The sequence below is a fragment of the Chitinophaga pinensis DSM 2588 genome (assembly GCF_000024005.1).
GTDB lineage: Bacteria > Bacteroidota > Bacteroidia > Chitinophagales > Chitinophagaceae > Chitinophaga > Chitinophaga pinensis.
The window spans coordinates 3,803,715-3,828,717 of the sequence record NC_013132.1 but is presented as its reverse complement, the minus strand read 5'-3'; the positions used below and the strand labels follow the sequence as shown (position 1 = coordinate 3,828,717).

Below are 25,003 nucleotides of genomic sequence, written 5' to 3'. Positions count from 1 at the left end.
TCTTATTTATTGATCATCTTTTCAAATTCATCTCTCCAGATACGTATGGAATCTTTCCGTACATCAGCCATGGAGTTCAGTTCGATAAAGCAGCAGTCTGTCACGGCTATCAGCTGGTGCCAGACGTTCACGGCCACTTCTATGCGGGCCGGCGCTTCGATCGTAATGGTCTCTATCCTGTTGCCATCCAGCGTACACCAGTCCATACTGGCTTTACCGGTCAACAGGTAAAGTATTTCCGGATTCTTATAATCAGCCTTTCCTTCGTGGTAATGCTGTCCGCTGCTGCTACCGGCTTTTCTGTAACACAGAATGAAATCGCCGCTACGGTCCGTATTCCATTCATAATTACTTCCTCTTTCATCTTCTCCGCTCAGCTGTACAGGCGTTACTTTTACCATTTTCCGGGTGTTAGGCGTTAGTTGTTTCCGAAGGTATTTTTACTTCAAAATCTTTAATTGTTTTCAGCTCTCCCCTGCTTTCCAGTTTGCCCTGTTTCACTTGTTCTTTCACTCTCCATCCGAGAAACTGGTCCATCACCGGGTATTTCAGTTTACCGGTTACGGCGTTCACCAGTTTAGAGGCTTTCTGGAATTCCGCTGTTGCAGCCTGCAACAGGTCTTTGTCATAGAAAGCAGCAGGTTCTCCCCTGAGTTTTTTACCACCTTCCAGCAGACGGATACCGGCATTTTCATTCATCATGCGGCTCCATTCATCGCCATCTATTTCAAATTCTGCCAGCGATACCGGTCTTGCCAGTTTCTTTGCTTTCAGGAATTCTTTTGCGAGAATCTGATGCAGGTGAGTCGGGTAAAAAACGCTTCCTTTTTCATTGAGGAACGGAAGGTTGTTCAGGTAAATAATATGAATGCGGCCGGCGAAGTCATATAACTGACTGATCAGCCAATAGTAACCACATACGTCTCTGGCATTCTGGCCAGCCCAGAGGTATACTTCCTGTTCAGGATCAGCTTTGAGCAGGGCTTTCAGCTGACGGAACTTCTCCTGGTCGCCTGTTTCTTCTTCCGGCTCAGGCGTCGGAGCAGGCTGTTCACCTTCCAGCAAAGTTTCTGCTACCGGCTGGGGCTGAATGCCTGACAGTTGCATCCACCATTGTTTGCGGGCGTTCTGACCATCCTTTGTATCGAGGATAAAGAGAGGACCTATGGACAGGTCATCTTCAAAATAAAGTATGTCTCCTTTCAGCTTTTCATCCAGTTCAAATGCACCAGATAGTGCAGTCGCGGATGGTTCGCCGAAAACGATATGTAGCAGTGCCATTGATTTCTTTGATATGCTGATTATTTACCGCTTGCTTCTACAGGTTCATCTACTGTATCCACCAGGTCTTTTTCATAACGGAGGTTGCCGATAATAAATTCCTGTCTGGTCTGCGTATTTTTACCCATGTAATATTCCAGCAATTTCTGAATATGCGTGTCTTTGGACAGGATCACCGGTTCCACTTTCATGTCATCATTGATGAAATTAGCGAATTCGTCCGGAGAGATCTCTCCCAGCCCTTTGAATCGGGTGATCTCAGGTTTATTGCCCAGTTTTTTGATCGCTTTTATTCTTTCCTCGTCTGTGTAACAGTAAATCGTCTGTTGTTTATTACGTACACGGAACAAAGGTGTTTCCAGTATATAAAGGTGACCATTCTTAACCAGGTCAGGGAAGAATTGCAGGAAGAAAGTCAGCAATAAAAGGCGGATGTGCATACCGTCTACGTCGGCATCGGTAGCTACCACAATCCTGTTGTAACGAAGCCCTTCCAGGCCTTCTTCAATATTCAGCGCATGTTGCAGCAGGTTAAACTCTTCGTTCTCATACACGATCTTTTTCGTCAGACCGAAGCTGTTCAGCGGTTTACCTCTGAGACTGAATACAGCCTGGGTTTCCACGTTACGGGACTTGGTGATGGAACCACTCGCAGAGTCACCTTCTGTGATGAAGATGGTTGTATTCAGTCGTTTGGTTTCCAGATCGTTTTTATCTTTTCCGCTCACCTCTTCATTCAGGTGAATACGGCAGTCGCGCAGCTTACGGTTATGCAGGTTCGCCTTTTTCGCTCTTTCGTTGGCAAGTTTCTTAATACCAGCCAGTTCTTTACGCTCACGCTCACTCTGCTCAATACGTTTCTTCAGTGCTTCCGCAGTAGTCGGGTTTTTATGCAGGAAATCATCCAGGTGTTTGGACAGGAAATCCAGCACGAAAGCCTTCATGGAAGGACCATTCTCGAATACGGTCAATGAACCGAGTTTAGTCTTCGTCTGGGACTCAAACACCGGCTCCTGTACCCTTACAGAAATAGCGGCACAGATAGACGCACGTATATCTGTCGCCTCATAGTCTTTCTTATAAAAATCACGGAGTGTCTTTACAAATGCCTCACGGAAAGCCGCCAGGTGCGTACCGCCCTGGGTGGTATGCTGACCATTCACAAAGGAATAGTATTCTTCACCGTATTGGTTCTCGTGGGTAATAGCGACCTCGATATCTTCTCCTTTCAGATGGATGATCGGATAGCGCAGTTCATCCTCATTGGTTTTACGCTGCAGGAGGTCCAGCAGACCATTTTTGGAAATATATTTCTTGCCGTTGAAGCTGATGGTCAGTCCTGCGTTCAGGAAACAATAGTTCCAGATCTGGTTTTCCAGGAACTCAGGAATAAAGCGGTAGTTGCGGAAAACCGTATCATCCGGCGTGAATGTCACCAGGGTACCGTTAGGCTCACTGGTATTCGCTTCTTTATGTTCCTTTGTCAGATTGCCCCGTTCAAATTCTGCCACTTTACCACGGCCTTCACGGAAAGATTCGACCCTGAAATAGCTGGATAAAGCATTCACGGCCTTGGTACCCACACCGTTCAGACCAACAGACTTCTGAAAAGCCTTACTGTCATACTTGGCGCCGGTGTTGATCTTGCTCACCACATCCACCACTTTTCCCAACGGAATACCCCGACCGTAATCGCGGATGGTTACGTTGTGTTCAGTCACCCTGATATCGATCTGCTTGCCGAAACCCATTGTGTGTTCGTCAATACAGTTGTCAGCAACCTCTTTTAACAGTATATAGATACCATCGTCCATACTTGAGCCGTCGCCCAGCTTACCAATGTACATACCCGGACGCAGGCGGATATGCTCACGCCAGTCAAGCGACCGGATCGAGTCTTCGGTATAGGCAGCAGAGAGATCTTTCTTATCCGTAGTAGCCATAATTATATAGAAATTCCAATTTACAGTTTTATAACAAGCGGACTATCAATGCACCATCTATGCCAGTCTTCCTCAGGGTCATTTCTGCAGGCATGATGTCCGGGCAGCGAATTTACTAAAACTTTTAGCAAAATCCGGTTGCTGGCAAAAATACAGGTTTCGGCGTTTCATCCCAAGTATTAGTTATACACTACGCTTAAATATATGAATAACAGTTATTTGAGGACCGTTCTGATACCAGGTTTTACTCAATCAGGCCGGGGCCTGATTTCGCCAAGATAAGACAAATATATTTTCTTCAAAATATTGCTCCCGGGAGAAAAGCTTTTCAGGATAAAAGTTTTTGAGAAATGATACTTAATATAACTAAATATTTTATATTTACAGTTAGTCGTCTTTTTGAGCAAAAACCTGGTAAAACCTAAAGTCCTAATCTATGAAAACTACATTCCTGATCTCACTGGCAACAGTGCTGTCCATCGCGCTACTCGTTACTTACATGGTTAGAAGAGAGCAACGCTCCATGAGCCAGCTCAGCGCACGCTTCATCAAACTTGTCCAGAAATTTAATTCCTGGCAGATGATGAAATAACAATATTTCACTATTTAATACGTCATTTCCTATGAAAGCGGGACTGCTATTTAAACTGGCCTGTTTACTGATCGCCTCTATGGTGCTGGCTGCACATTTTGTACGCAAAGCACTGAGCAAACTGGGGACTACTACTGACAATCCAACAAAATAATTCATCAGTAAACAACTAAAATGAAAAGGGCGAAAGACTAATGTCTTTCGCCCTTTTCTCTTCGTTATGTCAGCGATAAAACGTAATTACCTGTTGTAATACTTGTTAACAGCATCTGTACGGCTCCTTACATGCAGTTTCTCATAGATATTATGCACGTGTCTGCGCACCGTCTCTATACTGATAAACAGATTGCTCGCGATCTCCTTGTATAAAAATCCTTTAGAAAGCTGGTCCAGGATCTCTTTCTCCCTGGAAGTCAATGCCTCCAGCGCCGGATTCGGCTTCGCCTGCTTCTGGAAATATGCCACTACCCTACGGGCAATCTGAGAACTCATAGGAGAACCGCCTTCATGCAGGTCTCTGATAGCACTCAACAACTCGCTGGGAGGCGTTTTTTTCAATATATAACCACTTGCACCTGCTTCCAGTGCCTGGAAGATCTTGTCATCATCCTCATACACCGTCAACATCATAAAATGCATATCGGGATATTCTCCTTTTAAACGCGCAATACACTCGATTCCATTCATGCCGCCCGGAAGGTTAAAGTCCATCAGCACAACGTTGGGTAACAAACTGGGGATCTGTTCCACCGCAGTCTCCGCATTATTAAATGCGCCTATACAAGCATACCCATCAGAGCCATTAATCAACAATTCCATGGCTGTACGGATATCATGGTTGTCTTCAACAATCGCCACAGAAATAATATCCATGTTATCCTGAGATTTCTTTTTCGAGTATACAGTCATCTATATCAGTTGTTATGTTAAGAGAGAGGTCAACGTAATAATACCACGTTTATGTTATCTTACAAATCTATATTAAATTAATGGGATATCTAGCAAAACTATCGTACCATGATGCGACTTGATATCAGCGTTTCCACCGACGGCCTGCATCCTCTTCTGAATATTCTTTAATCCGTTTCCAAACAATCTTACTTTCTCCTGATCAAAGCCTTTGCCATTATCTTTAATCATAATCGTCATGTTCTTATGCATCTGTATTTGTATTACTACCTCAGATGCCTGTGCATGTTTCACCACATTATGTAAGGATTCCTTTACCGCCAGATATATATTACGCCTGGTACCCCCACTTAGTTTAATATTGGGGATACTTTCCGGAATATAGAACTGGTGGGTGATATGCGCATGTTCCAGAAAATCGGCCGCAAAGCTGCGCATATAAGCAATCAGGTTCTCCAGTGAGTCATTCGAAGAATTCATCGCCCAGATGATCTCGCTCATTTTGTCTACCAGCTCTCCTGCCGCCTCTGATATACGTTCCAGCTCCTTCGTCTGCGATGTATCTGTGATCTTCCGCTTCGCGATCTCACTCAGCAGACGTATCGTAGACAATCCCGATCCCAGGTCATCATGCATATCACTGGAAATTCTCGCCCTTTCCTGGTCCACCGCCTGTTCTTTCTCCAGTTTCAGTTTCTCATGACGGATCTTGTAATCAAGATAAAGCGTAGAGAAATAATAAGCAACACCCAATAATAACAGCAGCAACAGGAACCTGAACCACAATGATTGCCAGAATGGTATCCTGATCGTGATTTCCAATGTGGTAGGCGTCGAGTTCAGAATATCATCGTTATTGGATGCCCGCACATTGAAAGTATAGGTACCCGGACGCAGATTCGTGTAACGCGCCATCCTGAATGCACCTGCCTGTACCCAGTCTTCATCCGCTCCATCCAGCTTGTACTGCACCTTGTTCTTCAGCGGATTTGTATATTCCAGTGGCACAAACTCAATAGCGATGGTATTGTGATTGTAAGGCAATTCTATTCTGCGCAACAGCGATAAAGCCGTATCTGACTCATAAGGTTTATCCAGCACCTCCATCCGCATGATCACCACTTTCGGCTTGGAAGTATTCTTCTTAAAATCTTTAGGATAGAAGCCATTTGAGCCCCTTATACCACCAAAGAAGAGTTCTCCGTCCACCGACTTGAAAAAAGCGCCTGTATTGAACTCATTTGACTGCAAACCATCCTCATGATTGTAGGTCGTGATCTCGTCACCTGAAGGATCAATCTGTGAAAGCCCTTTGTTATGGCTGACCCATATTTTGTCCTTCTCATCCAGCAATACGCCATACAGATAATCATTGATCAATGCAGGATAGTCGTAACTATTGTAATGTTTCTTTCTGTGGTTATTTTCATCCAGTACAAACAGCCCTTTGGAAGTCGCCAGTAATAATTCCTTACCGGCTCTTTTGCTGATCGATTTCACGATCGTACCCTGCGGCAGGGTGATCATCTCCCAGCCTGCACTGCCCGTCCGCTTCACGTATGCAGCCACTTTGGTACCCACATATTTATTCCCCATCAGGTCTTCGTAATAGGTAGTCAGAATCTCATCCGGGAATTCGTGTACGATTGCCACTTTATATCCTCCATGCTCTCCCGGCATGATCTGTAACAGATAACGGCCGTAGTTGAAGTACACCTCGCCGCTGGTCCGCTTGAACAGGAACGGATAGATGTCTTCCTGTGGCGGCAGCCCCAGTGCGCTCACATATTTCGTCAGGTCCTCAAATTTTCGGGTATGTACATTGAACAATCCAATGTGCATGTCAGAAAAATGGAACCAGAGGTGTTCAAAATCTTCCCTGCAGATCGCATTCAGATTTTTCGCAGGGAATACCCCTTTGCGTTCATCGTTTGGTATGCGCTCCAGGAACTTGCCTCCTTTTTCGTAGATATCCAGTCCGTCGTTCAGCAGTCCTACATACAACTTACCATCGTCGTGCTTATAAACAGCCCTGACCATATTGTGCGTGGTAGCCGGCGAACGATAAAGATTGAATACTTTCTTATTAGGAGAATATTTTTTGATGCCATCTCCATCTGTACCTACCCACATGTTATCCGCAGCATCTCTGTACAGATAGGTCACTACATTCCAGGACCGTGTTTCAGAACCGTTAAAGCTGACAATACGGGTAACGATCTCATTGCGTTTTACATTGTAAATCATAATGCCGTCCGTACCACCGATCCAGATATTACCGTTCTGGTCCAGCTCCAGGCATAAAGGAATGAAATTAGCATCCTTAGGATCACGCTGATCGAAAGGTATATCAGTGTATTTGTTCTGCTTTTTATTGAAAATGATCAGATGTCCACGGCAGGCAATGATCAGAGAGTCTTTATTGAGGTTTTTAAGTACTGTGTGAGAAGTGATCCCGGGCAGACAATAAGTGGTTAAGCGGAGGTTTTTGGTATTCATCGCCAGCAGCTCACCTGCCTCAAAGTTCATCCAGATGGTATTACCGTCCTTATACATGGAATTGGCGGAAACACCCCTTTGTAACATCGCCTTTGGGTAGAGAATCACCCTTTTTTTGACATAAGTGGAATCGTCGAGTATATAGAGGCCTTTGGAAGGGCGCCATACCCACATGCTGTTAGTTAAGGAGTCTTCACCGAGTATTCTGAACTTATTGCCACTGTCGCGCTCCCCGTTGTTTTCATACATCGTGTCTTCCAGCACCGTCTCAAAGGAGTTTTTATACTCGTCATAGACACTGATACCGTAATTATGCGTCAGCATCAGCTGGTGCCTTCTGTTACGGTATAGGGAATACCCTTTGTACCCTTTCAGGGCAAAGCGGTTAATCAATGCACGTCCCCCATTGTTATTCCGGACTACCAGGTTTCCTTTCCCCTGTCCGGCCCGTTCCTGTAAACTAGGATTGAACCTGTATTCATTGAACCCATATCCGTCGAACCTGTTAATGCCATCATGTGTAGCGATCCACATAAAGCCCTGATTATCTTCCAGGATATCATAGACAGAATTCTGAGACAAACCCTCATTCACCCCATAAGAGTCAAAAATGTAAGGCTTATCCTGTGCGCTCAACACAGATACGGATAAGGTACATAGGAAGAAAATTAATAAGGTCCTCGTCATCTGCGCCCGCGATTGCAATGCTATTTAGTAAAAGAGGTTATAAAAATACTGAGTCACATAACGCAGTGCTTGCAAATATATAAATCTACCGCACACTTTCTAATGATTTTGTATTTTTCTTGCCGCAACCTAACCCATTCAAACCAGAAAACAACATGTACAGCAAAACGACACCTGCCACAGTAAAGGTTTCCCACTGTAAAGCACTTTTTTTAAGCTTTCTTTTTTCAATTGCCTTTTTTCCGCTCTTTGGGCAGTCCGGCTATGTCATTCACTCAGAACAGGCTCCTATTAAGGGTATTCGCGGGATGAACGTTGTAAACCATAGCGTTATCTGGGTATCAGGTACCGAGGGAAAGGTCGGACGTTCTGTTTCCAACCGCGGTACTAACTGGGAATGGCTGACGGTACCTGGCTATGATACCTGCGACTGGCGTTCCCTCGTTGCTTTCAGTGATAAGCGGGCGCTGCTATTAAATGCCGGTGAACCAGCACATATTGTATTAACTACGGATGGCGGTCAATCGTGGAAAGAAGTCTACACTAATACAGCGAAAGGCATTTTTTTCGATGGTATGGTATTTAAGAATGCAGCAGAAGGCATGGCGATCGGAGATCCTGTAGATGGTAAATTCACCATTATCCGTACAATGGATAGCGGAAAGACCTGGCAGCCTGATCCTCCGGCAAAACTGCCCGAAGCCAAAGAAGGAGAAGCCATTTTTGCGGCCAGCGGTACCAGTTTGCGGATGCTACCCAACGGACAGGCCTGCTTTGTTACCGGCGGTAAACACAGCCGTTTCTTTATCGGATGGGATAAATGGAAAGCTAACAACTGGAACTTCACACAGGGCGAGTCCAGCCAGGGCGCTTTTTCTGTCGCGTTTGCGGATCAGCTGAACGGAGTAGCTGTCGGTGGAGATTATCTGAAGGATTCTGTTACAACAAATAACTGCTTCATCACAAAAGACGGTGGTCGTAGCTGGCAGGTGGCAGTGACGTCTCCCGGTGGCTATCGTTCCTGTGTACAACATATTACCGGTAAAAAATACCTGGCTACCGGCCCTTCAGGGACCGATATCTCGGAAGATGGCGGTCTGAACTGGCATACTATCAGCAAAGAAGGATTTCATGTTGCAGGCGTAGCGCCGGGCGGCGTATTTGTATGGCTGGCCGGCAGTAAAAAAACCGGACACTTCCGTACGATGCAACAATAAATTTTATGAAAAAGGGGTGCAAAAAAACACCCCCGGAAAAAAATAGGTTAAAGCAAAAAGTACATTAATACTACTCAAGGTAGGATATACACGAATATGTTACATACACGTTTTAGCGAATGTGTTATTTTTACCGGTAAATGGCTGGTAAACAGCCTCCACCGCAAAAGCGTGTTAAAACAATATTTTTTACCTAATTTGGGTAGTGACAGGGAAAGGGAATCAACTTGTTCATACAGTCCTACAACCAAACGTAACACTGGAACATTGATTCAGGAAATTTAAAAGCGATCTAATGCAAGTAACAACCTCCTCGGGGAAATATTCGGCGAAACATTATCCGGATAATATCAAAGACTGGAAGAAAGAAGGCAACTACTTCTACTTTTATACAACAGAAACAATCCTGGAAGTAAGGATCATCTCAGACAAGATCGTTCGTTTCCGCTACGCAGCCGACGGTAATTTCCAAAGAGACTTCTCTTACGCTGTCAGCGACAGGCTCGAAGAATCGCCTGTTAACTTCGGATTGCACGAGTTCGAAGAAAATTTCGAAATCTACACAGAGGCATTACGCATCTACATCTCAAGAGATGACCTGCGTCTGACCATCACTGACCTGGAGGGTTGTATCATCAACCAGGACGAACTGGGTTTCCACTGGCAGTATTATCTGCAGAAAGGTGGTAAAATCGTGTATTGCAGTAAACAGATCCAGGAAGATGAATGCTTCTTTGGGATGGGTGATAAACCAACTGATCTGAACCTGCATGGCAAGCGTATGGAGAACTTCGGTACAGACGCTTATGGCTTCCAGAAAGACACCGATCCTTTGTACCGTAATATTCCTTTCTACTATGGTTTACATCGTGGTAAAGCATACGGTATCTTCTTCGATAATACCTTCCGCACCATTTTCGATTTCGGTAAAGAAAGAGATAATGCAACCAGCTTCTGGGCAAGAGGCGGAGAAATGAATTATTACTTCATTTACGGACCTGAACTGCTGAAAGTGGCAGAAGGATATACCAGTATCACCGGTACTGCCGAATTGCCGCCATTATGGGCATTAGGCTATCAGCAGTGTCGCTGGAGCTACTATCCGGATACACGTGTAAAAGAAATAGCTGCTGAATTCCGTAAACGTGAAATACCATGCGACGTCATCCACCTGGATATCGATTATATGGAAGGCTTCCGCTGCTTCACATGGAGTAAGGAAGGTTTCCCGGAGCCGGCTGGACTCATAAAAGAACTGGCTGCACAGGGCTTCAAGGTAGTCGTGATCATCGATCCTGGTATCAAGGTAGATCCGGATTACAGCATCTATAAACAAGGTATACAGAATAACTACTTCTGTAAACGTGCAGATGGGGCCTTAATGGAAGGCGATGTATGGCCGGGTAAATGCGTATTCCCGGATTATACCAATCCGGAAGTCCGTAAGTGGTGGGCCGGCCTGTTCAAAGAACTGGTTGATGTGGGCGTCAGAGGCGTCTGGAATGATATGAACGAACCTGCCGTATTCGAAATGGGTACCTTCCCGGAAGATGTACGCCATGACTATGACGGAGAAGCGGTGAGCCACCGTAAGGCGCACAATGTATACGGACATCTGATGAGTAAAGCGACAGCTGCCGGTATGAAGAAGTACCTTATGCCGAACAGACCTTTCGTGATCTCCCGTTCCTGCTATGCCGGCGCACAACGCTGGACCTCCTTCTGGACCGGCGATAACGTATCCAGCTGGGATCATTTGTGGCTGGCATCTGTACAGGCGCAACGCATGGCAGTATCCGGTATTTCTTTCGTAGGAAGCGATATCGGTGGTTTCATCGGCGAACCCGATGGCGAACTTTATGTACGCTGGATCCAGCTGGCAGTATTCCACCCGCTGATGCGTACGCACTCTGCAAGTAATGAAACCGGTTTTAACCAGGAACCCTGGAGTTTCGGTACAGAATACGAAGCAGTCGCAAAGAAGTTCATACAGCTACGCTACAGTCTGCTGCCTTACTTATATACTACTTTCTGGCAATACTCCCGTTTTGGTACCCCTATGCTGCGTCCGCTGGCATTCGTGGCACAACATGACAAACAAACATATGATCGCTCACATGAATTCATGTTAGGTGATTCATTGCTGATAAGTCATGTATCTGAACAGGGCATGAAAGAAAAAGAAATATACCTGCCGGAAGGACAATGGTATTACTATTTTAATGACCAGATGTATACCGGCGGACAGGTCATTAAAATCGCTACGCCACTGGATGAAATGCCATTGTTCGTAAAAGCCGGTGCTGTTATTCCGAACTATCCGAAGATACAGCATGTAGATGAACGCAATACAGAAGAAATGATGCTGCATGTTTATTATTCAACAGAAGAATATAGCAGTTCATTATACGAAGATGCAGGCGATCACTACGGCTATAAAAATGGTCAGTATAATGATATCCGTTTCAAACAGCGCTCTGAAAAATCACATTTCGCGTTGAGAAAAAAATACTTCGGTCAATACAATGCAGCGTACAGAAAACACAATATTTCCGTGCATGGTTTACCGTTCAAAGCGAAAGAATATGTGTTGGATGGAAACGTTGTAAAGCTTACTCCTGCTAACTTTGTGGGGAATGTTGTAAATATCGTGGTGGAACGTAAATTCGAAAATCTCATTATCAGATAAACGAAGTAAGTGGACTTTTCACTGATTATAAAACCCAAATTCTTTCACAGAATTTGGGTTTTGTAGTTTTAAACCCTACTTAAAAAAAAGGGCACTGTAGATTGAGATCTTAGTGCCTTTTCATAACCTATGCCAACTTTAGAGTTATCCAAAATTAGGATGTTATAACTTATAGACAAAGCATACAAACGTCGTATAGCCAAAATGAACAAAATGAACAGATGCGAATTTTGTGAACGGCTCAGTTTATGTTAATGCCACGTTACAAATGGATTTTCACGATCGTCAATGTGACATTTCTTAACATTTCATTCACTTTCTTTATTATCTAATTTCAATTGGCGTTCTCACGCTACAGTTTGTCAATTCTACTCCACGCTTATTGTAAAAATGTGAGAAATTTAAACGTGTAAAGTTGTTATCCAATGCGTTATACAACCGATCTTTCATACGCGGCATAATAGTTGTGCCTACTTTCACGAATTAGAGTCAATTTCCTACGTTAGATGGAACCCATTTTTTAACCTTTCAAATTCATTCTTATGGCTGCAGAACAAAGCAATCACTTCACAGAGCAGGACAAACTGGAAAGGGAAAACCTCAATCAAGACCGTGAATCAAGAGAATCAACAGCACATGGAAGTCATGCAGAGAACAAACATTCAACTCCCTCAGAAGACAAAACGACAACAAGCCGCAAAGATAAACGTGGTTTCGCATCCATGGATGCAGCGATGCAACGCGCTATAGCCAGTAAAGGCGGACGCGCAGCTCACGCACAGGGTGTTGCTCACGAGTTTAATTCCGCTGAAGCCCGCGAAGCAGGCCGTAAAGGCGGAGTAGCTGTCAGCAGAAACAGACAGCACATGGCTGAAATAGGCAAAAAAGGCGGTGAAGCTGCTCACAAAAAAAGACAAAAAGATAGTTCGAATTCATCGGTGTAAGACAACACGGTTTCTTTCCTTTAACTGGAACGCCTGGTAAGTATTTAAGTACATACCAGGCGTTCCTTTTTTTATACATTTGCCAGATATATTTAATTGTTAAAACAAGCATCCTTTGCAAACACTTATTGCTAATTCCCGTCGCCTCTATCCCTTTCTCCTGCCCTATCTCGGTATACTGATACTCGTACTGGCAGCCAGGCTTTTTTATTCCAAAGAAGACATCTACTTTTTCATCAATGGCCTGCACTTCCCCGCCGGCGATGTATTTTTTCCCTATATGACTGAATTAGGTAGTGGTGTATCTGCTGTAGTCATATGCCTCCTGCTCCTTTTCTTCAGCTATCGTAGCAGCGTTTTAATGGCCTCCGGTCTTATCCTGAGCACCGCCGTTAATGTATCTCTTAAAAATCTTTTTAGCGCGCCCAGACCCAGCGTTTACTTCGCAGGGCACACACGTCCGATATACTATGTCCCTGATGTGGAACTCCTGACCAATAACTTCAGCTTCCCTTCAGGACATACCGCCTGCGCATTCACCATCGCAATGGTGCTGACATATGTCACTCCCAATAAAAAGATGGGATATCTCTATCTGCTCTTTGCCCTGCTGGTCGCTTATTCCCGCATGTATATGAGCCAGCATTTCCTGGAAGATGTCACAGGTGGTTCCATTGTTGCAACAGTAGTGACCCTGATCTGGCTGACATGGTCCGGTACCTGGTCATTCTTTAAGGATCCGCGCTGGGATGGCTCACTGAGCAGAAAGAAAAATGCCGCATAAAATAAAAAGCGCCCCGGTCATAATGACCAGGGCGCCCAAAATATTTCTCCTTAGATGATTGGTTACTTACTTCAAAATTGTAGGTTCGTCTGTTCTGTTCATTGTGATGAGACCTTCTGATTTGCTACAGTCAGCTCGCTGTTAGTGCCCTCTTTATTTCTATTGAGACTTTTGATACAGTACCCGATAACTATTATCCTTTATTGCCCTTTTTCTTCTGGTTCTGGTGAGGTAATGCAGGTGGTGCAGGTGGTGTTGCAGGTTTTTCCGATGCAGCCGGTTTTACAGGCGCTTTTCCGAATTCTTCTTCTGTCACTGGCTCTCCGCGTCTATAGTATTCCTTCATCATCTTTCCATCTTCGTCATATACTTTCCACATACCATTACGCTGGGAACTGCCATCTCTTTTTACTTCCTCGAATTTTTCATCTCCGGTGATCGGATCCACGATTCTGAAGTAGTCTACTTCACCGTTGATGTCCATTGCCACGAAAGCACCTTCCGCGCTGACCTTACCGTTTGGATAGAAATAACGTGCATAGCCATTCAGCTGGTCGTGTTTGTAGGTTTCTTCTGCGATAATTCCTCCGGATACGGCATATTTCTTCCATATTCCTTCTTTTTTGTTATCGACATAGTTTCCCTCCCAGGTATAACCCGGTTCTCCGCGGACTTCAGGCATTTCCTCCTGCCATTCCCCTTGTTTGCGCTGCTGCTCGTCAACCTTGTTGACCCGGACCTTGGGCATCTGGGCAAAAGCCGCCAGGACCATGAATTGCAGCATTAAAAATACACTCAGTTTTCTCATAGGATTAATTTGTGCAAAAGTAGGTATAAAAAAAAACCGGCACAACAAAGTTGCGCCGGGTATAAATAGTCGTCATTTTTTGATTTAACCTGAATTACCTATTTCTTCAGCTTAATCTCTTCTACTTTCGTATTATCACCTCTGTTCACCGTAACACCCGTCACCGTGGTGTCTTTGTAGCCATTGGATGCATTCACAAATACTTTATAAGTACCTGCTTTCAATCCTCTCAGCTTGTATTCTCCATTCTTCCATGGTAATGCATAAGCCGTGTCCTGATCATTATAAACCGTGATCACAGGGAATGCCTGCCATGGACTTACTTTACCAGAAATACTACCTGTCTGTTTCACCGTGAATACATGGATCACCGGACGCAGTAAGAACTCTCCCTTACGTGTCTGGATAATAGAACGGTCTACGTCAAAGTCCAGCCAGAGGCGGAAATTGCCGTTTGAAAATTCTTCCCACTCATCATGACGTACCTGGATTACCAGACGTACCTGTCCGGAAGCAGACTTCAGCGGATAAGTCACACTGTCTTTTACCAGGTAATTGTTGTCGCCCAGGGTGATCATGATCTTTTTGATCTTTCCCTTAGGAACGATACCATCGCCCAGGATCGTGTCGGTACCATTACGCAGAGACAGTACATCATATACGCCTGCGCGGATACCCAGAGAATCCCATACCTGACAACTGTCTTTGTTGTCGCGGCGGTCTTCCCACCACCAGCAGCGGTGATAATCATCGCCCCAGTTGTCGTCGTTGCCGCGGGTAGTTTCGCAGGTATCTACCAACACCTGCACCTTGCGGATGTCCAGGAATACGTTGTCGAAAAATCCCGGATCATCTGACAAATAAATGTTTAGTCTTTGTTGCCCTGGACCAGGTGACAAGGACGCGGAATTGTCCTTCTGGCAGGCATGGAAAACGAAAGCCAACAGCAATAATGCGGCTAGTCCCCATCCGGTGGTTCGGAGATAGGTCTTCATAAAAAGAATGGTTTATGGTTAATAATACGCCGCGTCAGAAGAGTACTTCTCTGAGTAAGGCAGTATTTAGATAGCAAAAATAAACAAAAGTTTAACACAGTAGTAAAAACTCTTATATATCCTTAATATCGGGACCATCAACCTTTATATGGTTATTTTATTGCTCTTTTGAAAATACTCGCGCCCAGCGGGGGGATGCGGAGTTGTAAAGAATGGGTTTTTCCGTTCAGGGGAAGCGCCTGTGCCTCCAATATGCCTGCATTCACTACTCCACTACCAAAAAACTCGGCGTGATCGCTATTAAGAATCTCCTGCCATGTGCCGCCGCCGTCTATACCTAACTGATACAGCTCATGGGCTGCCGGGGTCATATTGAGCACGATCAGCATATCTTCTTCCGGTTTGTAGCTCTTACGGAGATAGGCCAGTATACTATTATCATAATCCGATACATTCACCCATTCGAAGCCATAGTACTCGAATTGTTTGATATATAATGCGGGTTCGGAGGTATACAGGTGATTCAGCGCTTTAACGTACCGCTGTAAGCCCTGGTGAGAGAGGTGTTCCAGCAGATGCCAGTCCAGTTCTGATTTATAATTCCACTCGGTTGTCTGTCCGAATTCATCGCCCATGAACAGCAGTTTAGTACCAGGATGGGTAAACATATAACTGTACATCAGGCGTAAGTTGGCCAGCTTCTGCCAGTCATCGCCCGGCATTTTATACATCATAGGCGATTTACCGTGTACCACTTCATCATGGCTGAGCGGCAGCATGAAATTCTCCGTAAATGCATAGGCAATACTGAAGGTCAGCTGATCCTGGTGCCATTTACGGTGATAAGGATCGCGCTTAAAATAAGCCAGGGTATCATTCATCCAGCCCATCATCCATTTCATACCAAATCCAAGTCCACCCATATAAACAGGTCGGGATACGCCATAGAAGTTGGTAGATTCCTCTGCGATCGTCTGCACATCCGGAAACAATTTGTAGATCGTCTCATTCATATGTTTCAGGAACGACACTGCTTCCAGGTTCTCCTCTCCTCCCAGTTCATTGGGCTCCCATGCCCCTGCCTCACGGGAGTAATTCAGGTGAATCATGGAGGCGACGGCATCCACCCGCAGCCCGTCTATATGGTATTTCTCCAGCCAGAATACGGCATTACTGAGCAGGAATGAACGTACCTCGCTACGGGCATAGTTGAAAATATAGCTGTTCCAGTCAGGATGATAGCCCTTACGCATGTCGGCATACTCGTAAGTATGCGCGCCATCGAATCTGTACAATCCATGGGCGTCATAAGGGAAATGAGAAGGCACCCAGTCCAGGATGACACCTATACCTGCATGATGAAATGCGTCGACAAAAGCCATGAAATCCTGCGGAGAACCGTATCTTGAAGTAGGTGCATAATAACCGGTACCCTGGTATCCCCAGGAACCATCAAAAGGATGCTCCATGACCGGCATCAGTTCCACATGGGTGAAACCCATATCCTTTACGTAAGGTACCAGCATGGCGGCTATTTCCGCGTATGTATAGAATAATTCGTGATTAGATTTATCAGGCCGGCGCCAGGAGCCCAGGTGTACTTCATATACACTGAAAGGACTTTCCAGGCTATTATGTTTATGACGCTGTTCCATCCAGCGCTTGTCTTTCCATTTATAATCCAGCTGCCAGGTTACAGAAGCCGTCAACGGACGCTGTTCCCAATAGTTAGCGTAAGGATCTCCTTTTCGCAGTTCTTCCCCGGAATTGGATCGGATAAAATATTTATAGAGCGCGCCTTTTTTTACCTGTGGGATGAAGCCTTCCCATATGCCGGACTTGTCCCATCTCGGGTACAAAGTGTGACTATAATGATCCCATTCGTTGAAATCTCCGATAACGGATACATATGCAGCATTAGGCGCCCAGACAGCGAAATAAGTTCCTTTTACGCCTTCATATTCCAATGTATGCGCCCCGAATTTCTCATACAGGTGCGCGTGAGTTCCTTCCTGAAACAGTTCTACATCCCTGGCGGAAAGCAGGGAAAAGGGTACTACCGGCTGTAACTTCGACTTTTTATTTACTGTCATAATAGGGTACTGCTAAGAGTAACAATATAGCTTAAATACTAACACCATCAAGTATCAGACCGGAAAAGAAATTAGGAATTAAGAATTAGGAATTAAGAATTAGGAATTAAGAATTAAAGACTGCCGTGAAGATCTACGCTGCATTCCAATTCTTAATTCTTAATTCCTAATTCTTAATTGAAAAAGAGAAAGTCCGTAAGAAATAGTCAGACTATCTCCTACGGACTCACAATTATTATTACTTCAGTCTACCGACTAGTATCTCTTTCTGAAACCACCAGCACGGCTGCCACCGGCGCCTGCGCCACCGCTGTTGCTACCTTCCCAGCGTCTGCCACCGCTACCACCTTCACGTGGAGGACGGCCACCGCCACCCGAACGACGTTTATCGCCATCCTGAGACATTTCGATACGTACGCTACGACCATTGTATTCTGCTTTCTTGAAGGTCTGCTGGAATTTCTCCACAACATCATTCTCTACTTCGAAGAAGGAATAAACACCTTTCAGATCGATACGACCTATTTTGTTACCACGTACACCACTGGTGTCGCACAGGTAACGTAACATATCACCACGGGTGAAGTCATCTACCGAACCAAGGTTGATAAACAGACGGGTAAATTTACCGTTGCTACTTCTGCGTTCTCCACCTTCAGCAGATCTTCTTTCTTCTTTCACATTCAGATCAGGTGCATCCTGATAATATTCCAGGAACTGATTGAATTCAAGAGAAGCAAAGCGTTTGATGATCTCTTCTTTGGTCATGGACGCAAACTCTTCAAATATGCGTTCCAGGTATGGTTCGATCTGCTCTTCGTTTACAACTACGTTGTGCACTTTATGAACGAGGCCGAACAGTTGTTTTTCACATACTGCGAAACCATCAGGCACGTCTACTTTAGTGAATTTCTTACCGATCACTCTTTCGATCTGACGGATCTTTCCGGTATCACGACCAGTAATGATCGCGATGGAAATACCAGACTTACCGGCACGTGCGGTACGACCACTACGGTGTGTGTAGTTTTCTACATCATCAGGCAGTTCGTAGTTGATTACGTGTGTTACGTTGTCAACGTCGATACCACGGGCTGCAACGTCCGTTGCTACCAGTACCTGTAATGATTTTTCACGGAAGCGTTTCATTACCTTATCACGCTGCTGCTGCGTCAGGTCACCATGCAGGGCATCTGCATTATAACCGTCACGGATAAGTGATTCCGCGATTTCCTGTGATTCTATTTTAGTACGGGTAAAAATGATACCAAAAATCTCAGGGTTGTAATCCACGATACGTTTCAGTGCTGCGTATTTTTCACGCGGACGTACTACGTAGTATTCGTGTTCGATGTTAGCGTTACCGCTGTTTTTATTACCTACGGTCAGTTCGAAAGGATCTGACATGTACTTCTGCGCAATGCGGCGTACTTCCTGAGGCATGGTAGCTGAGAACAACCAGGTGGTTTTCTCTTCAGGCGTATTGGATAATATATTATTGATGTCTTCCTGGAAGCCCATATTCAGCATTTCATCTGCTTCATCCAGTACAACATAACGTACATTCGCAAAATTTACTGCCTTTCTTTCGATGATATCGAGCAAACGGCCGGGAGTTGCCACTACGATGTGCACTCCTCTTTTCAGATCGCGCAGCTGCTGCACGATGCTTGAACCACCATACACCGCTACGATGCTTACATCACCCAGGTGTTTACTGAAGTTTTTCAGGTCATTGGTGATCTGCAAACATAATTCACGTGTTGGACACAAAATCAATCCCTGTGGATGACGTTGTTTAATATCGATCTGCTGTAACAGCGGCAGGCCAAATGCTGCCGTCTTTCCTGTACCCGTCTGGGCCAAACCTACAAAGTCCCGGTCACCACCCAATAACACAGGAATAGCTTTTTCCTGAATTGGCGTAGGTGCAATAAATCCCAGGTCCTGGATTCCTTTTAAGATGGGCTCCTGTAAGCCTAAAGTTTCAAATGTAGTCATTGATTTGCTTTGATCAGGCTCCGTCGGGAGCCTTGGTATACTATTCAGTTTTGTTAAACTGATTACTCTTGAAATAAAATTTAGTGCCGGTCAACAATCACAATGGATCACACTCATCATTGTTTACACCAGTTCCCCTTCCAGGTCATAATCATATGCCTTGGTGATCCTGACATTAACAAATTCTCCGGGTTTCAGGCGTTTGCTGGTATTAATGATTACTTCATTATCTACTTCCACAGAATCGAATTCTGTGCGAGCCAGGTAACGGCCTGATTCTTTTTTGTCTACGATTACACGGAATACCTGGCCAACTTTTTCCTGGTTTTTCTCCAGGGAAATTTCCTGTTGCGTTTCCATGATATCCTGTGCCCTGCGTTCTTTTTCTTCCGCAGGGATATTATCTTCCAGCTCGTAAGCACTGGTACCTTCCTCGTGACTATACGTAAATACGCCTACCCTGTCCAAGCGCATCTTCTCAAGGAAGCGTTTGGTCTCTTCCACGTCTTCCAGCGTCTCACCCGGATAACCGGTGATCAGCGTGGTACGCAGACAGATGCCGGGTACTTTTGCACGGATAGCGGTAATCAGATCTTCCATTTCAACGCGTGTAATCTGACGTTTCATGGATTTGAGCATATTATCGGCCGCGTGTTGCAACGGCATATCAATATACTTACAAATATTCGGGAATTCATTCATTACGTCCAGCACTTCCATCGGGAATTTGTGCGGGTAAGCATAATGCAGACGGATCCATTCCAGACCTTTCACCTGTGCCAGCGCTCTTAAGAGGTCGGCCAGTCTACGCTCCTTGTACAGATCCAGACCGTAATAAGTCAGTTCCTGTGCAATCAGCATGATCTCCTTCACACCTGAATTCACCAGTTTTTCCGCTTCTGCTACCAGTTGCTCGATAGGACGGGATACGTGACCACCGCGCATCAACGGAATAGCGCAAAATGAGCAGGTACGGTTACATCCTTCAGCAATTTTCAGGTAAGCATAGTGCGTAGGAGTAGCCAGCAGACGTTCACCGATCAGCTCTGCCTTATAATCAGCATCGAACTTTTTCAGGATCAATGGCAACTCCATTGTACCAAACCAGGCATCTACACCAGGAATTTCACTTTCCAGGTCTCCGCGATAACGCTCGCTAAGACAACCTGTTACATATACTTTCTCCAGGCGACCCCGATTTTTCAACTCAATCTGTTCCAGGATGGTGTTGATAGATTCCTCCTTGGCCTTATCAATAAAGCCACAGGTATTTACAACAACGATATTGTGATCCTTTTTGGCGCTTTCATGCACCACATCGATTTCATTGGCCAGTAACTGACCGCTGAGCACTTCAGAATCAACCATATTCTTGGAACAGCCAAGCGTAATAATATTAACCTTATCTTTCTTTAAAGTTTTTGTCTTCAAGCGCGAATATTTTAATCTGGCAAGAGGGCCTGACACCCAGTTGCTTACCGCCACGAAGACATCCAGACACGAATTGAAGAGAACAGCGAGACTTACTGTTATGTGACTATGAGCCTAAGTGGGGGTTATTTAACTAAGAAATGCAAAGGTAATACTTAATTGTGAATTGTCAATTACCAATTGCGAATTGTATGTTAAAACAATATTTTGATGATGTGAAATATATGAATTCTTCCTATTATTAGCAGTCTATGGGCTCATCCGGCAGCTTCCAAAACCCTTTCTGCCCGTCTTCTGGCCACTTTTCTTTTGTAATGATACCACCATTCCGGCGCCAGTCTGATCAGGAGGTTGTTCATACTTCTGAGTCCGACGATATGATACAACCCATTCAGCTTTCCCGTCAACGTCTCATCCAATGCCCGCAGACTCATCGCAAAACCGCTGTCCATATATTCCATATGATGCCAGTAACCACCTGGCATAAACAGTGTATCACCATGCTCCAGCACCGTTGTATACGCCTGGGCTTTCTCCAGTGCCGGGAAATGCTCGGTATCCAGGTGATCATGCCAGTTCACAAAGCTGGCGGCACTCTCCACCGTAAAAGGCATCCGGTATATATACGGAGATTGCCTGTTTTCCAGCAATAACACCCTTTTTCGTCCGATAAACTGTGTATGGAAAATATGAGAGAGATCAATATCGTAATGCATATGGGCGACCGACCCCGCCCCGCCCACAAAGAGCATGGGATACTTCTTCAGAAAACCGGATAGCAGCTGATCCGGCCATGTGAAATCCTTCACTATTTCAGGGGCATGCTGGAAGATGTTAAACAGGAATATCCGGAGTTGTACCGGTCCTTTTCTGACCATATCCAGGTATTCTCCAAAGCTGATGTAGGTATCTGCCCCATTTACCAGGGTTTTGGCCCCTGCACGTTCATTATTATATAATCCTACCGTCTGTTGCCCTACGATGGATTTGAAATAATCCCAGGTCCATTTCTCATATGCCGGCCAGTTTCTACTCAGGCCGGTAATCACTAATGGTTTCCGTGGTTCGAAATACTTCTTACGGAATACTTCAGCTGAAATACTCTCTACGCGATCTATGGAGGTTAAATGCATAAAGAAGATACATTAATGAGTACGTGAAACAATAGATACACCGGCCTTTTGCCGGGTAAGGATATTGAGCGTAAAGCAGATGGTAGTATCTGCCAAAGCAAACACCGCAATAATAATGCCGCTGCGCATAGCAGATATGGGTCGACGCAACAGCTACCAACAAAAAAAAGAGACCATTAAGGTCTCTTTTCATTATCATCAAACACTTACTGTGTTTATTACTCTTTTATGCTAAACAGTGAGTCTACGAATTCCTCTTTACTGAATACCTGCAGATCCTCCATTTTCTCACCGATACCGATATACTTCACCGGTATTTTAAACTGATTAGCGATTGCCAGTACGACGCCACCTTTAGCGGTACCATCCAGTTTGGTAATAGCCAGTGCAGTTACTTCGGTAGCCGCTGTAAAATGACGGGCCTGTTCCAGCGCATTCTGTCCGGTAGAACCATCTAATACCAGCAGCACCTCATGCGGCGCATCCGGAATCACTTTCTTCATCACACGTTTGATCTTACTCAGTTCATCCATGAGATGGGCTTTGTTGTGCAGACGACCTGCGGTATCGATAATGATCACTTCAGATCCCTTTGCAGCGCCACTTTGTACGGTATCGAAGGCAACAGCTCCCGGATCGGAACCCATCTGCTGTTTTACGATCGGTACACCTACACGGTCACTCCAGATGGTCAGCTGATCAACCGCTGCGGCTCTAAACGTATCTGCAGCGCCGAGTAATACAGACTTACCCGCTTTCTTGAAGTTATAAGCCAGTTTACCGATAGTGGTCGTTTTACCAACACCGTTTACGCCGACAACCATGATGACATAAGGCTTCTTATCAGCCGGCACATCAAAGTCACGGAATCCGCTATCCGGAGCATCTACGAGCAGACCTGCAATTTCTTCCTGCAGGATCTTGTTCAGTTCTGCGGTACCGAGGTACTTATCTTTCGATACGCGTTTTTCTATTCGGTCAATGATCTGTACGGTTGTATCCACACCAACATCAGCAGATACCAGTGCTTCTTCCAGGCTGTCCAGTACTTCTGTATCAACGGTGGTTTTACCCGCAATGGCACGGCCTATTTTGGTAAGAAAACTATCTTTCGTCTTTTGTAATCCCTGGTCCAGGCTTTCTTTCTTCTCCCTTGAAAATAGCTTATTGAAAAAACTCATGGTTATTCTTTTGCGACCGACAGTCCGGCGTCAATAGGATATGTATTGACGGTAGTCGATTGTTAAGGCGTTAAGTTACAGAAAATACTCCATACTAGTAGCGTATTGACTATTGGGGCTCAGCGTTTAGTGGCAGTTATATAGAAAAAAGATATAACTGGCATTAGCATACTTATTACCAACACAAAAAGCTGTCCTGATAACGGACAGCTTTTATAGTATAATTGGTAAAGCCGAATTACTTCTGGTTAATGTGCTCCACAACTTTATCCTTGTGCACGATAGACTCTTTGAAAGAGTATGCACCAGTTTTAGGAGAACGTACAGCTCTGATTACTTTAGTCCAAACTTTGGACTCAGCTGCTGCCTTCGCGTCTTTTACTTTCGAGTTCTTAGATGCCGCTTTTGCCATAATATTATTAGATTAAAAGTTAAAGTGAATCGTCAAAAGTTACCTGTTAATTGCTAATCGCGACCGAATGCACTAACATGCTACCGATTAACCCTCAACATTAACGATCAATTACTTAATTTCTTTGTGTACAGTTACCTTTCTCAGGATTGGGTTGTACTTCTTCAGCTCCAGACGCTCTGGAGTGTTCTTCTTATTCTTGGTGCTGATATAACGGGAAGTACCTGGCTGACCTGAAGTCTTATGCTCTGTACATTCCAATATCACTTGCACCCTGTTACCTTTTTTTGCCATTTTGTATACAAATTAAAGTTGAATGCCAACAATTAGATATTCTCTCCAGCTGCACGCAAGTCTTTAACTACTGCATACAAACCATTCTTGTTGATGGTTCTTAAACCATCAGCTGATACTTTCAAAGAAATCCAGCGATCTTCTTCCGCCAGGAAAAAACGCTTTTTCTGCAGGTTAGGCAGAAATCTCCTCTTTGTCTTAATATTAGAGAAGGAAACATGGTGACCCGTAATCGGCTTCTTTCCTGTCACCTGACATACTCTTGCCATGATAGAAAAATTTTGGATTGCAAAAGTCGCACTTTTTTGTCGATTTTGCAAATAATTGTAATCCGATTTTATTAACACTTACGAGATGTGTAAATCCAAATTAGAATTCACCTCTCGTAAATATCTGAATATCAACAGAATCCATCGGTAGAATTTCTGAAGTATAAAGATATCCACATTTTGAAATTCGCACAGAATCAGCGATCTATTTTTACAACAGGGCCAATTTATGCGATCCTTTGCTGCCTTACAGCAGTACTACCAGGCTTCTCAATACAGCACCTAATCTCACTCCTTCCAACACACGCTGTTGTGAAGTACCATGTTTCAGTAACGCATCTTCGTGTGAAGTCACGCACATCTCACAGCCGTTCAACGCCGATACCACCAGGCTCACCAGTTCGAAAAACTCTTTACCTAAAACCGGATTCGCCATGATGCTCATACGGATACCTGCTGGTGTAGCAGTGTAAAACTCCTTATTTACGAAATGACGGAAACGATAGTACACGTTGTTTGCGTTCATCAGGGATGTACAGCTGTAGATTTCAGCAATCTCCTTGTCTGTAGCACCTTCCTGTGTAGCCAGCTTTTCAAATGCGGCCTGCAGCTCTACGTGTTTCTCATTTACTGCAACTGACAGACCCAGGAGGTATGCCTCCTTTCTGGTCAGTGTAGCGGCAGATAATGAGTTGGTAACGTTTATTTTAAGATCTTTCAGATAACGGGCGTCAGTGTTGGCCAGGGTACGTAAACGATCAGAAAGATGCGCCTCGGTTAACCCTACTGCTTCCAGCAACTGTACAGCCGTATCAGTATTTGAAGTTGCGAACATAATAAT

Annotated in this window: 22 protein-coding genes; 6 read left to right on the top strand and 16 right to left on the bottom strand. The window is 44.7% G+C overall.

All coding sequences use genetic code 11. The features are described 5' to 3' along the window. Nucleotides 1-2: 2 nt before the first annotated feature. From CPIN_RS15465 to CPIN_RS15455, 3 genes are read right to left on the bottom strand one after another with little or no spacing between them, the layout of a single operon-like run. The gene (locus CPIN_RS15465; RefSeq protein ID WP_012790752.1) at nt 3-401 is read right to left on the bottom strand and encodes a hypothetical protein; all 399 of its coding nucleotides are present in this window, start codon (nt 399-401) and stop codon (nt 3-5) included. 10 nt (nt 402-411) lie between these two features. Further along, nucleotides 412-1,281, bottom strand: a complete 870-nt coding sequence (locus CPIN_RS15460; protein ID WP_012790751.1) for a DUF1835 domain-containing protein — start codon at nt 1,279-1,281, stop codon at nt 412-414. 20 nt (nt 1,282-1,301) lie between these two features. Then, on the bottom strand, nt 1,302-3,224 hold the full coding sequence (locus CPIN_RS15455; RefSeq protein ID WP_012790750.1) for a DNA topoisomerase IV subunit B: 1,923 nt from the start codon (nt 3,222-3,224) through the stop codon (nt 1,302-1,304). 436 nt (nt 3,225-3,660) lie between these two features. Here CPIN_RS15455 and CPIN_RS38990 point away from each other — a divergent pair, with 436 nt between their 5' ends. Further along, nucleotides 3,661-3,816, top strand: coding sequence for a hypothetical protein (locus tag CPIN_RS38990; protein WP_012790749.1), 156 nt, complete (start codon nt 3,661-3,663; stop codon nt 3,814-3,816). 31 nt (nt 3,817-3,847) lie between these two features. Beyond that, a complete protein-coding gene (locus CPIN_RS39450) occupies nt 3,848-3,970 on the top strand; it encodes a hypothetical protein (RefSeq protein ID WP_012790748.1) in 123 nt (40 codons plus the stop codon). An 86-nt stretch (nt 3,971-4,056) separates the two neighbouring features. Here CPIN_RS39450 and CPIN_RS15450 read toward each other — a convergent pair whose 3' ends face one another. Continuing rightward, nucleotides 4,057-4,689, bottom strand: a complete 633-nt coding sequence (locus CPIN_RS15450) for a response regulator transcription factor (protein WP_044221676.1) — start codon at nt 4,687-4,689, stop codon at nt 4,057-4,059. Nucleotides 4,690-4,797: 108 nt separating this feature from the next. Next, nucleotides 4,798-7,911 (bottom strand): ligand-binding sensor domain-containing protein, encoded by a 3,114-nt coding sequence (locus CPIN_RS15445; RefSeq protein ID WP_012790746.1) that lies wholly within the window; start codon nt 7,909-7,911, stop codon nt 4,798-4,800. A 308-nt stretch (nt 7,912-8,219) separates the two neighbouring features. Here CPIN_RS15445 and CPIN_RS15440 point away from each other — a divergent pair, with 308 nt between their 5' ends. From CPIN_RS15440 to CPIN_RS15425, 4 genes are all read left to right on the top strand, one after another. Then, nucleotides 8,220-9,128: an oxidoreductase gene (locus tag CPIN_RS15440; RefSeq protein WP_148230574.1), complete on the top strand. Its 909-nt coding sequence runs from the start codon at nt 8,220-8,222 to the stop codon at nt 9,126-9,128. A gap of 295 nt (nt 9,129-9,423) precedes the next feature. After that, on the top strand, nt 9,424-11,817 hold the full coding sequence (locus CPIN_RS15435) for a glycoside hydrolase family 31 protein (protein WP_012790744.1): 2,394 nt from the start codon (nt 9,424-9,426) through the stop codon (nt 11,815-11,817). 542 nt (nt 11,818-12,359) lie between these two features. Next, complete coding sequence (locus CPIN_RS39175; protein ID WP_012790743.1) at nt 12,360-12,761, top strand: KGG domain-containing protein; 402 nt, start codon at nt 12,360-12,362, stop codon at nt 12,759-12,761. 115 nt (nt 12,762-12,876) lie between these two features. Then, nucleotides 12,877-13,545: a phosphatase PAP2 family protein gene (locus tag CPIN_RS15425; protein ID WP_012790742.1), complete on the top strand. Its 669-nt coding sequence runs from the start codon at nt 12,877-12,879 to the stop codon at nt 13,543-13,545. A gap of 193 nt (nt 13,546-13,738) precedes the next feature. On the opposite strand, the gene CPIN_RS15420 is transcribed toward CPIN_RS15425, so the two are convergent. The 11 genes from CPIN_RS15420 to CPIN_RS15375 form a co-directional block, all read right to left on the bottom strand. Beyond that, nucleotides 13,739-14,353 carry a toxin-antitoxin system YwqK family antitoxin gene (locus CPIN_RS15420; RefSeq protein ID WP_012790741.1) on the bottom strand — a complete coding sequence of 205 codons (615 nt, stop codon included), beginning with the start codon at nt 14,351-14,353 and terminating at the stop codon, nt 13,739-13,741. A 98-nt stretch (nt 14,354-14,451) separates the two neighbouring features. After that, the gene (locus CPIN_RS15415; RefSeq protein WP_012790740.1) at nt 14,452-15,348 is read right to left on the bottom strand and encodes a DUF4382 domain-containing protein; all 897 of its coding nucleotides are present in this window, start codon (nt 15,346-15,348) and stop codon (nt 14,452-14,454) included. Between the two features lie 152 nt (nt 15,349-15,500). Next, nucleotides 15,501-17,441, bottom strand: a complete 1,941-nt coding sequence (glgB, locus tag CPIN_RS15410; protein ID WP_012790739.1) for a 1,4-alpha-glucan branching protein GlgB — start codon at nt 17,439-17,441, stop codon at nt 15,501-15,503. Nucleotides 17,442-17,696: 255 nt separating this feature from the next. Further along, nucleotides 17,697-19,442, bottom strand: coding sequence for a DEAD/DEAH box helicase (locus CPIN_RS15405; protein WP_012790738.1), 1,746 nt, complete (start codon nt 19,440-19,442; stop codon nt 17,697-17,699). A gap of 123 nt (nt 19,443-19,565) precedes the next feature. Continuing rightward, on the bottom strand, nt 19,566-20,873 hold the full coding sequence (gene rimO, locus CPIN_RS15400; RefSeq protein ID WP_012790737.1) for a 30S ribosomal protein S12 methylthiotransferase RimO: 1,308 nt from the start codon (nt 20,871-20,873) through the stop codon (nt 19,566-19,568). A gap of 257 nt (nt 20,874-21,130) precedes the next feature. Beyond that, nucleotides 21,131-22,006, bottom strand: coding sequence for a cupin-like domain-containing protein (locus CPIN_RS15395; RefSeq protein WP_012790736.1), 876 nt, complete (start codon nt 22,004-22,006; stop codon nt 21,131-21,133). Nucleotides 22,007-22,224: 218 nt separating this feature from the next. Then, nucleotides 22,225-23,187: a signal recognition particle-docking protein FtsY gene (gene ftsY / locus CPIN_RS15390; RefSeq protein WP_012790735.1), complete on the bottom strand. Its 963-nt coding sequence runs from the start codon at nt 23,185-23,187 to the stop codon at nt 22,225-22,227. Between the two features lie 238 nt (nt 23,188-23,425). Beyond that, the gene (locus CPIN_RS37635; RefSeq protein WP_012790734.1) at nt 23,426-23,599 is read right to left on the bottom strand and encodes a DUF4295 family protein; all 174 of its coding nucleotides are present in this window, start codon (nt 23,597-23,599) and stop codon (nt 23,426-23,428) included. A gap of 111 nt (nt 23,600-23,710) precedes the next feature. Further along, nucleotides 23,711-23,893: a 50S ribosomal protein L33 gene (gene rpmG / locus CPIN_RS15385; RefSeq protein ID WP_012790733.1), complete on the bottom strand. Its 183-nt coding sequence runs from the start codon at nt 23,891-23,893 to the stop codon at nt 23,711-23,713. Nucleotides 23,894-23,925: 32 nt separating this feature from the next. Then, complete coding sequence (rpmB, locus tag CPIN_RS15380) at nt 23,926-24,162, bottom strand: 50S ribosomal protein L28 (protein WP_012790732.1); 237 nt, start codon at nt 24,160-24,162, stop codon at nt 23,926-23,928. Between the two features lie 247 nt (nt 24,163-24,409). Next, entirely contained in the window at nt 24,410-24,997 is a 588-nt protein-coding gene (locus CPIN_RS15375) for a carboxymuconolactone decarboxylase family protein (protein ID WP_012790731.1), read from the bottom strand. Nucleotides 24,998-25,003 lie beyond the last annotated feature (6 nt).